Consider the following 13,596-nt stretch of genomic DNA (forward strand, 5'->3'; position numbering starts at 1 on the left):
CTTTCCCTACCCCATCAAGGGCGCTTCCGCCACCAAGGCGGCGTCGCGCGCCCGTCGCCCCGGGCCTGCGCTCCTGTGTCTGCGCCCCGCTCCAGCCCGGGACGCCGGCCGCGCGCCAATGGCTAAGGACTTGATGGGCTGGATCAGCCCTGCCTGATCGGTGAGCCGCCGGTCAGGACTGATGCCTCCGGCAGGGGGCGCTCTGACTCTGGGATGCGGGGGCCAGTCGTGCGCCCGCGGCTCCATCGTGGTCGGGGGTGGGGCTGTCATCCCGCCTGCCGTCGCCCCAGGGCAAGCCAAGCCGTAGCAGACCAGCCGTCAGGGGCCCAGGTCGTTCGTCCAGTGGGGCGCTCCACCTGGGCCCCTGACGACTGCCCTGCTACCACTCCGTGTGGGACGACGGCAGACGGGATGACAGCGGGGCGCGCTGCGGCTTGGCTCGACATGCTCGACACCGACCAAACGCGCCCCACCGCCCGCCTGGTCACGCACTTTCAAGAATATCCCAGAGATCACCCTGAGAGATATTCAAGCACTGCAATCACAGCAGCATTTCGCATCTGGCGGGCACGCTTAGTGCCTACGTAATATGCACGCTTGAACACTTCCTCATCGGACTTCAAGACGTCACCAATGGTCAGGAGGTCGAGATCCCTCAACTTGCTACGCTGAAAATTAGTGACATCCAAGTAGTCGATCGACCTGCCGAGCTGTGCCTCAAGCGCCTGATTCCCTACCGAATCGACCGCATCTAGAGAGAATTCGTCAATCGGTCGATAAGTCGAATGATTGGCCCCGTATTCAACCATTCGCTTGAGGTGGAGGTGCTTCCTTACGTTCTGCCCAAACTTGATGGGCTCCGCATCCTGCGCGAACAGGCAGCCCAGGTTGACCATATACCGGGTGCCGATCTCGCCACGAGTAGCGCGCATTCCGGAATCGCCCTCTTGTACGATTCCGCTATAACAGAGAAGGCGCAGCGCCTCTCGAACCGTCTGTGGCGCGTCCCGATGAATCCAGAAATACGACGAGGTCTGAGATTCCCTACCCTGGTTCCGGGCATGAAGGGCGGGAAGGACCGAGTCCGAAATGAAGGTCCTTCCCCAGTCAATGAGCTCTCGATGCCCCGGGTAGCGCACCCCGAGATTCGTATGCTCCGCCCAGATGTCTTCGCGATAGTACTCTCGAATAACCTCTTGGATGTTTCGCTTACCGAACGGCGTTCGCATGAGCAGGGTCTTTAGCAGGATGCGCGGGTTACCAGTTGCCGCATAGGCGAGCGCATCAAACACATCACCATTCGGCTCGATCTGCTTGCGGAGCGAGTCATCCTGCTTGTAAACGATAGAACGCATGGCAGCCGCATACTCGGAATCTGTCACAGCGCGATCAACCGAAAGCACTGTCGCATCATGGGTCGGCTGGAACGCATGCCCGTAAGACGTAGCGCCCGGATATACGGCGGCCTTTACCGTCAGGTAAGGGCTGCGCAGGTCGCGCATAAGCGTAAAGAATTGACGCTGCTGTTCAGGGATGAAGACGTGCGCCGCTTCATCTACGAATACGACAACTCGCTTAATTCCAGCAAACTTACAGAGGTCCTCAACTGCGTCACGCAGGACCTCAGGGTCTGGCACAAGCGCCGGCAACTCCTGCTGCTTGTCTTGCATCCACGAGGACTCGAAGATGGCCTCGACTTTTTGCATGCCCGCGTAGTTGCCGACTGCCGAACTGCCCTGGATCGCCGTGATGGCTGATCCGCTGGGCAAGGCCAAGCCGAAGGTCGAGGCGGCACGCAGAACGCTGTTGCACAGCTTTGCCATCATCCAGAGCAGGAAGCGGTCCGGCGTATCCTGGCGGATCAGGCTAGCCTGGGCAAAGGTGACATAGACAGGCAAGATTCTCTGGTCAACAAAGTCCCTCCGCAACTCGGCCTCGGCGGCCCGCATGAGGAAAGACTTACCCACCCCACGACTGCCCTTGAGAACGACAGGGGATCGACCTTTCAGGGAATCTATCAACCCTCGGTCGGTATCCGTCTCAACTAGATAGTCGAGGATTTCCTCTAGAGGGATGTCTTCCGTGCGGTAGACGATCTCACTCTGCAACTCGCGTCACCTTTCCACCGGGAGGCCAAGGGTCGAACGAACTGATTTCAGATGGGAGAAACTGTGTTCTAGCGTGGCCCCCAATGAGCCGTCATCGCCAGGAAGGAGCTCTGCGGAGTATCGACCATAAAGAAGGAATAGTACCGACTGGGCCGAATCCGAGGCGGTGGACGTCCAATCTTCCAGCGCTTCTGACGAAAAGCTGATTTCACGAGGGAGTGACCGAGTTACAGCCAATTTTCCATGAATGAATTGAGAGCAGTGCCTATACGCCTTCGCTGCGGCGCCGGCATACGTACCCGCCTCCGAGACTCCTTCATTCAGAAATTCCTGCATGAACGAACGCGAAAGTACGCCACTATTCTCATCCAAAGCCTGAGACCAGGAGAAATCCTTCCTGTCTGACACCCATTGCCGCCTCTGCAACTCATGAGCAGAGAAATAGACGGCGGCGAAACTGAGCTCAAGAAATGTTCTAATCCCGCTGAAGGCGAGCCGATAGAGTCCACTGGATGCGGCATAGGCGGCGAATCCTAGCTCACGCCGCGCGTCGGATATCTGGGCAGCTTCCGGCCGTCCAACCATGCGCGCTTCCCATACGCCAATATCGGCTTCGAGTTGAAGGATTCTACCAAGAGCCGGACCGCATTCAGCCATTGAGCGCTCGATCACGTCTGCACCAAGAATCGCAAGATTTGAGAAGTGCACCGCAATCCCACCAGATACCGGCAGCACGCCAACTTCGCGATCCATCCAGCTCTCCTCACCCCGATAGCGTGTTGAAACTCTTCGACCGTCAGTCGTCGACCCCAGTTCAGCGTAGCGGGAAGATCCGTTAACCGCTGCACATTGGACTGAAATGGCACCGACGCTACGCCGACGACACCCTTCATGTCGTCACCCCAATCTAGTGTGTCCGATTTGGGTGGGCGTATTTGACATACGAAGTGGACATCCACTTGCAGCCCTCTCTACCCTTGGTCCAACTGCACTAGTGCGAGGGGGAGATATGGACGAGACGCCTGCGTCCGGATGGCAGATGCAGCCTGGCGACACGATCGAGCGCAAGGAGCTGCACAGCATCTACGGAGGACGGACCCAGGGCGGCATCGGGCCTTCGGCGAAGACCCCCAACGTGTTCGTCTTCACCGATCCTGTGGCCGGCGAGAGGCACGGCTACTACGACGACTGGATGCCGGACGGCCGCTTCCACTACAGCGGCGAGGGCCAACACGGAGATCAGCGGATGATCTCCGGCAACGCCAGCATCCTCAACCACCGGGCCGAGGGACGCGCCCTCCGCGTGTTCCAAGGAGCCCGCGGCACCATCACCTACCGCGGCGAGTTCGTAGTCGACCAGGAGACGCCCTGGTACGAAGCGGACGCACCCGAGACCAACGACGGCCCGCTCCGCAAAGTGATCGTCTTCCGACTCGAGCCGGTCGACATCGCGCCGAAGAACCCTGCCACCAAGCTCGGCCGGCTCCTAGACAGCCACCCGAACCCCGTCGATGAGCTGCCCATCGAACGGAACGAGACCGAGAAGACGTTCGTCAACCCGAACCGCGAAGCCTACGAGGCCGAGCGCAAGGAAGGCCAGCTCGTCACCGCGTTCGCCGGCTACCTCACCGAGAAGGGGCATGAAACCTGCCGGCACCGCATGCTCCCGCCCGGTGAGACCCGGCCCCTTTACACCGACGTCTACTGCAAGCAGATCGGCCTACTCGTCGAGGCCAAGGGGAGCGTGACCCGCGAAAACGTCCGCATGGCCATCGGTCAGCTCGCGGACTACAGCAGGTTCGTGGACCACACGACCCGCGCCATCCTGTTGCCCTCCAAGCCGCGCGAGGACCTCCTCGACCTCGCTCACAGCCAGGGCTGCGTCGTCCTCTGGCCAGAGGGCAAGGGCTACGGCGCCACCGCCGCCGGCGTTCTCCCTTAACTGCAATGTCACCTCGCTGGCCGCGGCCTATATGTGGACCGGCGAGGTGATATAGGCCTGGCGTGGATGCCTGACCTGCTGAAACGCGTGGGACGCACGGGGCCTCCGGAGCCGCGTGAGCCCACAGGTAGCGTGGCAGGACAAGGGATGCGCTTGGCCGGTGCTGGGTGTGGGGAGCACTCCGAAGTTCGGCGGGTTCGTGCTCTGTATGCGGGAGGACATCGGTGAGCGGGTGTGCGGGGTCTTTGGCGGTGCGCTCGGCGGCACTTGGGACCGGACGGATCGAGCGGAGGAGCCGTTGGGCCGTCCTGTGCCGCAGGTGTTCCCGGTAGGACGGGCGGGTGGGTGTCTAACTGAGTGACAACCGGCGCGAAGGCTGGCGGACGTCCACGGACGATCACGGACCTCCGTCGCAGGTCAGCACCGTAGAATAGGCAGCTCGCCCGTCGACCCGGAATGCTTCGGGACGAAGAGGTCGTGGGTTCAAATCCCGCCACCCCGACTTCGTAAGACCAGGTCAAGGGCTTGATCCACTCAGTGGATCAGGCCCTTCCTGCGTCTCGGGAGAGCGTTCGGGAGAACCTGGGAGTAGGGCTTGGCCGGCTTCTCCAGGAGCCCCGAGCGACCTCGCCCTTCGTGTCTTCTCCGCGCGCCCGCCTGCATGTTCGGGTGTGCCCGAGCCCGAGGTCCGTGCCCCGTGTCTGCTTCCCCCGCACCCATATCCGCGCGGCTGCGTGACGTCCTTCGTCCCACGCGGCCGGCCTGGCTCTCGCCCAAAGTGTTCCGGACCGAGGTCCTCGCCGGTCTGGTCGTCGCGCTGGCGCTGATCCCCGAGGCGATCTCGTTCTCGATCATCGCCGGAGTGGATCCGGCGATCGGGCTGTTCGCCTCGTTCACGATGGCCGTGGTCATCTCCGTGGTCGGCGGCCGGCCCGCGATGATCTCCGCCGCGACGGGCGCCGTGGCTCTCGTGATCGCCCCGCTGAACCGGGAGCACGGGCTGGGTTACCTGGTCGCCGCGGTGATCCTGGCCGGCTTCTTCCAGATCCTGCTCGGCGCGCTCGGCGTGGCGAAGCTGATGCGGTTCATCCCGCGCTCGGTGATGGTCGGCTTCGTCAACTCGCTGGCCATCCTGGTCTTCATGGCCCAGGTCCCCGAGCTGCTCGGCGTTCCCTGGGCCGTCTACCCTCTGATGGCGGCCGGGCTGGCACTGATGGTGTTCTTCCCGAAGGTCACGAAGACGGTGCCGGCACCGCTCGTGTCCATCGTCATCCTCACTACGATCACCGTGGCCGCGGGCATCGCCGTCCCGACCGTCGGCGACAAGGGGGCCCTGCCCTCCGCGCTGCCGGTGCCCGGCCTGCCGGACGTACCGTTCACCCTGGACACGCTGACGCTCATCGCGCCGTACGCGCTGGCCATGGCACTCGTCGGGCTGATGGAGTCGCTGATGACCGCGAAGCTGGTCGACGAGATCACCGACACCCGGTCCTCCAAGACCCGGGAGTCCGTCGGCCAGGGCGTCGCGAACATCGTCACCGGGTTCTTCGGCGGCATGGGCGGCTGCGCGATGATCGGCCAGACGATGATCAACGTGAAGGTGTCGGGCGCCCGGACGAGGCTGTCGACCTTCCTCGCCGGCGCCTTCCTCATGGTGCTGTGCATCGCCTTCGGGCCGGTCGTCTCCGACATCCCGATGGCCGCCCTCGTAGCCGTCATGGTCATGGTCTGCTTCGCGACCTTCGACTGGCACTCCGTCACGCCGAAGACCCTCAAGCGGATGCCCGCCGGTGAGATCACCGTCATGGTCGTCACCGTGGTCTGCGTGGTCGTCAGCCACAACCTCGCCGTGGGCGTCGTCGTGGGCTCCGTCTGCGCGATGGTCATCTTCGCCAAGCGCGTCGCGCACCTGGCGAACGTCACTTCCGTGCTCGATCCGGACGGCGGACAGGTCGTCTACTGCGTGACCGGCGAGCTGTTCTTCGCCTCTTCCAACGACCTGGTCGAGCGGTTCGACTACGCCGGCGACCCGGACAAGGTGGTCATCGACCTCTCCGCCGCCCACATCTGGGACGCCTCCTCCGTGGCCGCGCTCGACGCGATCGAGCACCGGTACGCCCAGCGTGGCAAAAGCGTGGAGATCACCGGCCTGAACGGCCCCAGCGCCGGCCTGCACGGAACGCTCAGCGGCGAACTCTCCGCGGGGCAGTGACTCCGGGGCCGTCGGCGAGGAGGGAGAGCGCGGTGGTGCGGGGGAGGAACCGGGTCGCCGCCGCGAGGAGGGCGTTGGCCCGGCCGGGGACGACGGTGGGGCGGCGGCGTCGGCGCAGGGCCTTGAGGGCGGTGGCGACGACCGCCTCGGGCGGCTGGACCAGGGCGGCCGGGATGTCGGCGTGCAGGCCGGGGCGGGTCGCCGTCGGTCCGGGGCAGAGGGCCATCACGTAGACCCCGTGCGGCCTTTGCTCGTACCAGAGCGCTTGCGAGAAGGAAGCGACGAGGGCTTTGGTCGCGCTGTAGACGGCCTGGCCGGGCTGGGGTGCGAAGGCCAGGGTGGAAGCGACGTTGACCAGGGCGGCGCCGGGGCCGGCCGTGGCGAGGAAGGCGTGCGCGAGGGTGACGACCGCCTCGCAGTTCAGGCGGAGCGCGGGCAGGACCTGGTCGAGGGGCGTGTCGGCGAAGGGGCCGGGGCGGGCGAGTCCGGCGTTGTTGATCAGCAGGTCGTACGGGCCGGCCGTCAACGCGTCCGCCACCGTCCGCACCCCTTCGGGGGTGGCGAGGTCGGCCACGAGGTAGTCGTGTCCGCCGCCGGGTCCACCGGGGCCGAGTTCGGTCATGAGGGCCCGCAGGTGCCGCTCGGTGCGGGCGACGGCGGTGACGGTGCGGCCCTCGGCGGCCAGCGCGCGGGCGAAGGCGCGGCCGATGCCCTCGGTGGCGCCGGTGATCAGGGCGGTCACTTCTCCGCCTTGGGGGCCGTGGCGGGCGAGTAGAGGAAGGAGAAGCGCTCCATCACGTTCTGGCGCTTCGTGTTGTGGAAGGCGGCGATGCGCCAGGCGCCGTCGGTGTCGCGGACCAGGGTGTACGTCTGGACCTTGGTGAGCTCGGCGGGGCCGGGCCTGGCGCCGGTGTAGTCGTCGCCGCGGCCGGTCAGGACGGCCGCGTCCTTTCCGAGGAAGCGCAGGTCGAGGTAGCTCGCGGCGAGCTTGCTGCCCTTGACGAAGTCGCCGAAGAGGGCGCGGTGGCCTTCGGTGATGTCGGCGCGGCCCTCGTAGTGGCTGCCGATGTAGGTGGTGTAGGCGCCGTCCTCGGTGAACTGGCGTCCGTACGCGTCCGCGTCGCCGCGGGCCCAGGCGTCGGTGAGGGCCTCGAGGGTGGCGCAGATGGCCTCGCCGTCGGCGCGGTCCGCGCCCGCCGGGATGACGTCGGCGCAGTTTTCCGTGCCGGTGCGCCGTATGCCGGAGGTGGTGTCGAGGTAGAGGTACGCGGCGGTGGCGCCGAGCGCGAGGACGGCGGCGGTGGCGAGGGCGGCGCGCTTGACGGTCTTCTTGTTCACGGGAATGCCTCTCGGTCGGCGGAACGGGCGGATGACGGCAGCCGCCGCGTTGACTACACTGGCGCAACAACTGCATGTATGCATTATCTGCATGCATGCAGATAAATGGCAAGGGGAAGGGACGGGTGTCGCGATGACGGAGCAGGACGACCGGCGGGCGGTCTTTCGGGACTACGTCGATGCCGTGGGGCTGCACGGCATGGCGGGCGCGGAGGCCGCGGGCCTCCAGGCGTCCGAGTGGTACGCGCTCAGCCGCATCACCCTGGCGGGCGGGCTCACCTCCGGTGAACTCGCGGCCGGGACGGGACTCACGACCGGGGCGACGACGCGGCTGATCGACCGGCTGGAGCGCGCGGGGTACGTACGGCGCACCGCGGACCCGGCCGATCGGCGCAAGGTCGTGGTCGAGGCGGTGCCGGACGCGCTGGCGGGCGTCGAGGCGGCCGTGAGCCCGGCCCGCAGGCGGATCGGCGAGGTGCTCGCCGGCTACACGCCGGACCAACTGGACCTGCTCTTCGACTACTTCTCCCGCGCGGCCCCCGCGTTCCGCGAGGCGACGGAGGAGATCCGGGCGGCGACGCAGGAGCGCAAGGGCGGCCGGTAGGAGGGGACTGGGGAGCGCGCGAGCGCGGCTGCGGCCGCCGGCAGGCGGGGACGACGGAGCGCGCGAGCGCAGCTGCGGCCGCCGGCAGACGGGCGGCGGAACTCGCGGGGCGCAGCTGCGGCGGCCAGTTTTCGGCAGAGCGCCGCTGCGGCCATTGGCAGGAGGACGGCGGAGCGCGCAGGCGCCGCTGCGGTCGTCGGCAGGCGGGCGGGCTGGCCGCAGAGCGCGCCGCGGCGACCGCGGCGACCGCGGGGGCCGCGGGGGCCGCGGGGGCCGCGGGGGCCGCGGGGGCCGCGGGGGCCGCGGGGGCCGGTTTTCGGTGGGGCGGGGCGGCCTGACCGCGGCGGCCGGGTGTCAGAAGGGGCGGGGCTGCATGGGCTGCGGGGTGGCGGCCGGGCTTTCGAAGACGCACGCGGGCACCGGACCGGCGGTCGCGCGCACCGATACGGGTGTGGGCGGCTCCGTCGGCAGCTCGACGTGGACGGTCACGGGGTGGTCGGCGCGCGTCGTGGCGTAGCCCGTCTCCTTGCCGTCGACGAGCACCTCGACGACGGCGGTGTGGCCCGTCTGGACCGTGGCGCTGACCGAGTGCCCGGCATGGTCGATGTGGAAGTGATGGCGCCGCCTCATGAGACCGCCTCCCGCCGTGACCCCCTCACGACAAGCGTAGCCAGCAGAGCCGGACACGGCCCCCGGGCAGGCCCGGTGCCGGGCTCTAGCGGGTGTCCGGTGCGGAGGGCGCGGAGAGTGTGGAGAGTTCGGTGCGCGTCAGGGCGAGGAAGGCCGTGGACGGGCCGGCCTCCACGGCGTGCTGCGCGGCCTGTGCGTCGAGGTGGTCCAGGACCGCGCCGACGGTGGTGAAGGGGCCGACCGGGCGGAGCAGCCACAGGCGGCCCCGGGGGCGGGGCGGGAGTCCGAGGCCGGCGAGGGCCGCGTCGGCCTCCTGGTCGAGGTCGTGCAGGTCGGGCTCGGCGAGCGGGGCGCACTCCACGCCGGTGATGTGGCCGTGGCCGTCGAGCGAGGTGTCCACCGCCCAGTGGGTGGAACGGTCGGGGATCCAGGTACGGGCCGCCGGCGGCCATACGTACGGGAGGAACACCCAGCGCAGGTCCTCGGGCGCGGGCTCCCAGCCGAGCACCTCCAGCTCCCGGATCTCGGGCAGCCGGTCCGGCTCCAGTTCGCTGCGGCCGGTGCGGCGCAGTGCGAGCGGGTGCGGCGTTCCGTCCTCGTCCCACGACATGCGGGCACGCTATCCGACGGGGTGGCGGATGTGCGTGACCCCGGCCTCCCCGGAAGGGCGGCCCCGGACCCGGCTCCGGACCTGGCTCCGGACCCGGCTCCGGACCCGGCTCCAGCCCCGGCTCCAGCCCCAGCCTCCGGTCTTCACGCCCCCAAAGGGTTGGCCGCGATGCGGGCCGCCGCGCCGCTCGCGACGTAGGCGGCCGCCGCGCAGTCGGGCTTGCGCTTCGCCTGGTCCTCGACCAGGGCGGTGAAGGCGGCGCCGAAGCCGGCTCGTGGGTGGGCGGCGAGCAGGGCGGCCGTGAAGGCCGGGTCGAACTCGGAGAGGCGCAGGCCCGAGACGTCGGCGCTCGTGCCGACCTGCAGGAGGTGGCTCTCGACGTCCTCGGCCGCCGTCACGTCGTCCCTCATGTGCAGGACGATCACCTCTTCGGCGCGGGCCCGGCGGGCCGCCGGCCAGCCCAGGCCCGCCGTCAGGACCCGCGCGACGTGGCCGCCGGCCTCCTCGAAGGGAAGGGTGTGGCTGTCGAAGGGCGCGGTCAGGCCCAGGTCGTGGAGGAGGGCCGCCACGTAGAAGAGCTCCTCGTCGTACGCGAGGCCGTGCCGGTCCGCGTACTGCGCGCCGAAGGCGTAGGAGCGTACGGAGTGGTTCAGCAGCGCCGGGTCCGCGTACTCCGACGCGATCTGCAGGGCGGTACGGGCCGAGTTGGTGTCAAGGGTCCACGTCATGGGGCGTCAGCGTAGGCGGCGGCTGAAGTCCACCTCGGACGGGGCCTCCCCCGGCCAGTTCAGCCGGGCCGGGGCGGGCGGGGTCTCGGCGAGGACGGAGCCGCCCGAGACGACGTACCGGGGCCGGACCTGACGGCGGATCGCCTCCTCGGGCGACGGTGCCGGGAGCAGGACGAAGGAGGCGGGGGCGCCCTCCGTGATGCCGTACTCCGCGTCCGACAGGCCCAGGACGCGCGCCGCACGGTCCGTCACCATCGAGAAGGCCAGCGGGATCTCGTCCGCGCCGGTGAGCTGGGCGGCGTACAGCCCGACGAGGGCGGTCTGCAGCGGGTTGGCGGTGCCGAGCGCGTTCCAGGGGTCCATCACGTCGTCGTGGCCGAAGGCCACGTTGACCCCGGCGGCCAGCATCTCCTTGACCTGGGTGAGGCCGCGCCGCTTGGGGTAGGCGTCGAAGCGGCCCTGGAGGTTGAGGTTGGCGAAGGGGTTGGCGACCAGGTTGATGCCCGAACGGGACAGCAACCGCTGGAGTTTGAAGCTGTAGGCGCCGTTGTAGGAGCCCATGGCCGTCGTGTGCGAGGCGGTGGCGCGTTCGCGCAGGCCCGAGCGCAGGGCCAGCGTGGCCAGCACCTCCACGAAGCGGGACTGCTCGTCGTCGATCTCGTCGCAGTGCGCGTCCACCCGCAGCCCGTGCTCCTCGGCCAGCGCGAAGGCCGTCTTCAGGGAGGCCACCCCGTCCTCGCGGGTGTCCTCGAAGTGCGGGATCGCTCCGACGACGTCCGCCCCGCGGGCCACCGCCTCCCGCAGCAGCGCCTCGCCGTCCGGGAAGGAGGCGGTGCCCTCCTGCGGGAAGGCCACGATCTGCAGGGTCATGACCTCCCGCACCCGGTCGCGCACTTCGAGAAGCGCGTCGAGGGCGGTGAGGGCCGGGTCGGTGATGTCGCAGTGGGTGCGCACGTGCAGCACCCCCTGGGCAGCCTGCCAGCGCAGCACCTCGGTCGCCCGCGCGATCACGTCCTCACGGGTCAGGGTCCGCTTGCGTTCGCTCCAGCAGTCGATGCCCTCCCAGAGGGTGCCGGAGGCGTTGGGGCGCGGCTCCCCGGCGGTCAGCGCCGTGTCGAGGTGGATGTGCGGCTCGACGAAGGGCTGGGAGAGCAGGGCGCCGTGGGCCTCGACGAGGATGCCGGTGGCCGGCGGTTCCTTCTGGTCGTCGTGCGGGATCACGCGCGCGATCCGGCCGTCCTCCGCGACCTCGATGTCGGACAGGCCTGACGTGTGCAGCAGCCGGGCGCCCCGGACGATCATCCGCATGGCGCCAGCCTACGGATCCGCGCAGAGCCGCGGATTCAGCCGCGCTTGGCCTGGGACTTCTGCTGCATGCCGCGCGTCTTCGCGGCGGACGACTGCATGTCCCTGGTCGCGGCCTTGGCGCGGGCCTCGGCGGCCGTGTTCTTCGCCAGCGCGCGCTCGGAGTCCTGGTGGATGTGGTGGCCGGTGTGCGCCTTCTTGGCCATGATCGTTCCTCCTTGGGCTACGGGTTCCACTCTGCGCCCGTTCGGAGCAGTCGGCATCCCGGGGACCACTGCGGCCACAATGGGCGCATGACCAGCGACAGCGAGATCACCCCCGAGACGCCCGACTGGGAGAAGCGGTTCCGGGCACCGCGCGTCGGGCTGCCCGACTGGGCCGAGGACGCCCCGGACCGTTCCCTCTTCGTCTCCAACGCGACCGGAACCTTCGAGCTCTACGCCTGGGACCGCGCCACCGGCGTCCAGCGGCAGGCCACCGACCGCCCGAACGGCACCACCGACGGCGCCCTCTCCCCCGACGGCGAGTGGATCTGGTGGTTCTCCGACACGGACGGCGACGAGTTCGGCACCTGGGTGCGCCAGCCCTTCGGGGGCGGCCCGGACGAGCCGGCCACCCCCGGCCTGGAGCCCTCGTACCCCGCCGGTCTGGCCATCGGCCGCGACGGCACCGCGGTCGTCGGGCGCTCCACGGACGAGGAGGGCTCGACGGTCCACGTGGTCCGCCCGGACGGATCCGCGCCCACCGTGATCTACCGGCACCGGGAGTCGGCCGGCGTGGGCGACCTGTCCCACGACGGGACGCTCGTGGCCGTCGAGCACACCGAGCACGGCGACGCGATGCACTCCTCCCTGCGCGTGCTGGCCCTCGACGGGTCCACCGTCGCCGAGCTGGACGACTCCCGCGGCGGGACGGAGGAGCTCGGCCTGGAGGTCCTCGGCTTCGCGCCGGTTCCGGGCGACACCCGCCTCCTCGTCGGCCACCAGCGGCGCGGCCGCTGGGAGCCGATGGTGTGGGACGTGGCCACCGGCGCCGAGGAGGAGCTCGCGATCGACCTGCCGGGCGACGTCAGCGCCGAGTGGTACCCGGACGGGTCCGCGCTGCTGGTCGCGCACAGCTTCGAGGCGCGCAGCGAGCTGTGGCGCTACGACCTGGCCGCGCGGGAGCTCGTACGGGTGGACACGCCGCCGGGGACGGTGTCGGGGGCCGGCGCGCGGCCCGACGGGACCGTGGAGTACCTGTGGTCCTCGGCCGCCGAGCCCTCGACCGTACGCTCCACCGCTGGCGGGGTCGTCCTGGACCCTCCCGGCTTCAAGGCCCCCGGGTCGGTGCCGGTGGAGGACGTCTGGGTGGAGGGTCCGGGCGGGCGGATCCACGCGCTCGCGCAGCGGCCGGCCGGCCACGGCGAGGGCCCCTTCCCGACGATCTTCGAGATCCACGGCGGGCCGACCTGGCACGACAGCGACGCCTTCGCGGCGACCCCGGCGGCCTGGCTGGACCACGGCTTCGCGGTCGTGCGGGTCAACTACCGCGGCTCGACGGGCTACGGCCGCGAGTGGACGGACGCCCTCAAGAACCGGGTCGGCCTGATCGAGCTGGAGGACATCGCGGCGGTCCGGGAGTGGGCGGTGGTCTCCGGCCTCGCGGACCCGGCACGCCTCGTGCTGTCGGGCGGTTCCTGGGGCGGGTACCTGACGCTGCTGGGCCTGGGCACGCAGCCCGACGCCTGGGCGGTGGGCCTGGCCGCCGTACCGGTCGCGGACTACGTGACGGCCTACCACGACGAGATGGAGGCGCTGAAGGCCCTGGACCGGACCCTCTTCGGCGGTACCCCGGAGGAGGTCCCGGACCGCTTCGAGGTCTCCTCGCCGCTCACCTACGTCGACGCGGTGAAGGCTCCCGTCCACATCGCGGCGGGCGTCAACGACCCGCGCTGCCCGATCCGGCAGATCGACAACTACGTGGACCGGCTCGTGGCGCGCGGCGCGGAGCACGAGGTGTACCGGTACGACGCCGGGCACGGTTCGCTGGTCGTGGAGGAGCGGATCAAGCAGGTCCGGATGGAGCTGGAGTTCGCGCTGAAGCACCTGCCCCGCTAGTCCCGCTCCGGTGCACCCCC

13 protein-coding genes are annotated in these 13,596 nt (G+C 69.1%); 4 read left to right on the forward strand and 9 right to left on the reverse strand.

Going from position 1 to position 13,596, the window contains the following annotated elements; translation table 11 throughout:
* Positions 1-512: 512 nt before the first annotated feature.
* Both RIU97_RS18600 and RIU97_RS18605 read right to left on the reverse strand, forming a co-directional pair.
* On the reverse strand, positions 513-2,108 hold the full coding sequence (locus RIU97_RS18600; protein ID WP_404958178.1) for a hypothetical protein: 1,596 nt from the start codon (positions 2,106-2,108) through the stop codon (positions 513-515).
* Positions 2,109-2,114: 6 nt separating this feature from the next.
* Complete coding sequence (locus RIU97_RS18605) at positions 2,115-2,861, reverse strand: hypothetical protein (protein WP_404958180.1); 747 nt, start codon at positions 2,859-2,861, stop codon at positions 2,115-2,117.
* Between the two features lie 256 nt (positions 2,862-3,117).
* On the opposite strand from RIU97_RS18605, the gene RIU97_RS18610 reads away from it, so the two are divergent.
* A complete protein-coding gene (locus RIU97_RS18610; RefSeq protein ID WP_404958182.1) occupies positions 3,118-4,050 on the forward strand; it encodes a restriction endonuclease in 933 nt (310 codons plus the stop codon).
* A 697-nt stretch (positions 4,051-4,747) separates the two neighbouring features.
* Entirely contained in the window at positions 4,748-6,262 is a 1,515-nt protein-coding gene (locus RIU97_RS18615) for a SulP family inorganic anion transporter (protein WP_404958184.1), read from the forward strand.
* Here the strand turns inward: RIU97_RS18615 and RIU97_RS18620 are convergent.
* Both RIU97_RS18620 and RIU97_RS18625 read right to left on the reverse strand, forming a co-directional pair.
* Positions 6,234-7,004 carry an SDR family NAD(P)-dependent oxidoreductase gene (locus RIU97_RS18620; protein WP_404958186.1) on the reverse strand — a complete coding sequence of 257 codons (771 nt, stop codon included), beginning with the start codon at positions 7,002-7,004 and terminating at the stop codon, positions 6,234-6,236. The two genes, RIU97_RS18615 and RIU97_RS18620, sit on opposite strands and share 29 nt — an antisense overlap.
* The gene (locus tag RIU97_RS18625) at positions 7,001-7,600 is read right to left on the reverse strand and encodes an SgcJ/EcaC family oxidoreductase (RefSeq protein WP_404958188.1); all 600 of its coding nucleotides are present in this window, start codon (positions 7,598-7,600) and stop codon (positions 7,001-7,003) included. The genes RIU97_RS18620 and RIU97_RS18625 overlap by 4 nt, the downstream gene beginning before the upstream one ends.
* A gap of 133 nt (positions 7,601-7,733) precedes the next feature.
* Here RIU97_RS18625 and RIU97_RS18630 point away from each other — a divergent pair, with 133 nt between their 5' ends.
* The gene (locus RIU97_RS18630; RefSeq protein WP_404958189.1) at positions 7,734-8,204 is read left to right on the forward strand and encodes a MarR family winged helix-turn-helix transcriptional regulator; all 471 of its coding nucleotides are present in this window, start codon (positions 7,734-7,736) and stop codon (positions 8,202-8,204) included.
* A gap of 354 nt (positions 8,205-8,558) precedes the next feature.
* Here RIU97_RS18630 and RIU97_RS18635 read toward each other — a convergent pair whose 3' ends face one another.
* The 5 genes from RIU97_RS18635 to RIU97_RS18655 all read right to left on the reverse strand — a co-directional run bounded on the left by RIU97_RS18635 (position 8,559) and on the right by RIU97_RS18655 (position 11,683).
* Positions 8,559-8,834 (reverse strand): hypothetical protein, encoded by a 276-nt coding sequence (locus RIU97_RS18635; RefSeq protein ID WP_404958191.1) that lies wholly within the window; start codon positions 8,832-8,834, stop codon positions 8,559-8,561.
* A gap of 85 nt (positions 8,835-8,919) precedes the next feature.
* The gene (locus RIU97_RS18640) at positions 8,920-9,444 is read right to left on the reverse strand and encodes a DUF5956 family protein (RefSeq protein ID WP_404958193.1); all 525 of its coding nucleotides are present in this window, start codon (positions 9,442-9,444) and stop codon (positions 8,920-8,922) included.
* Positions 9,445-9,587: 143 nt separating this feature from the next.
* Positions 9,588-10,172: an HD domain-containing protein gene (locus tag RIU97_RS18645; RefSeq protein ID WP_404958195.1), complete on the reverse strand. Its 585-nt coding sequence runs from the start codon at positions 10,170-10,172 to the stop codon at positions 9,588-9,590.
* A gap of 6 nt (positions 10,173-10,178) precedes the next feature.
* On the reverse strand, positions 10,179-11,480 hold the full coding sequence (gene codA / locus RIU97_RS18650; protein WP_404958197.1) for a cytosine deaminase: 1,302 nt from the start codon (positions 11,478-11,480) through the stop codon (positions 10,179-10,181).
* Positions 11,481-11,515: 35 nt separating this feature from the next.
* On the reverse strand, positions 11,516-11,683 hold the full coding sequence (locus RIU97_RS18655) for a hypothetical protein (RefSeq protein WP_404958199.1): 168 nt from the start codon (positions 11,681-11,683) through the stop codon (positions 11,516-11,518).
* An 87-nt stretch (positions 11,684-11,770) separates the two neighbouring features.
* Between RIU97_RS18655 and RIU97_RS18660 the strand changes: the two genes are divergently transcribed.
* Positions 11,771-13,576, forward strand: coding sequence for a prolyl oligopeptidase family serine peptidase (locus RIU97_RS18660; RefSeq protein ID WP_404958201.1), 1,806 nt, complete (start codon positions 11,771-11,773; stop codon positions 13,574-13,576).
* Positions 13,577-13,596 lie beyond the last annotated feature (20 nt).

This window comes from Streptomyces sp. 147326 (assembly GCF_045000215.1).
Lineage (GTDB): Bacteria > Actinomycetota > Actinomycetes > Streptomycetales > Streptomycetaceae > Streptomyces.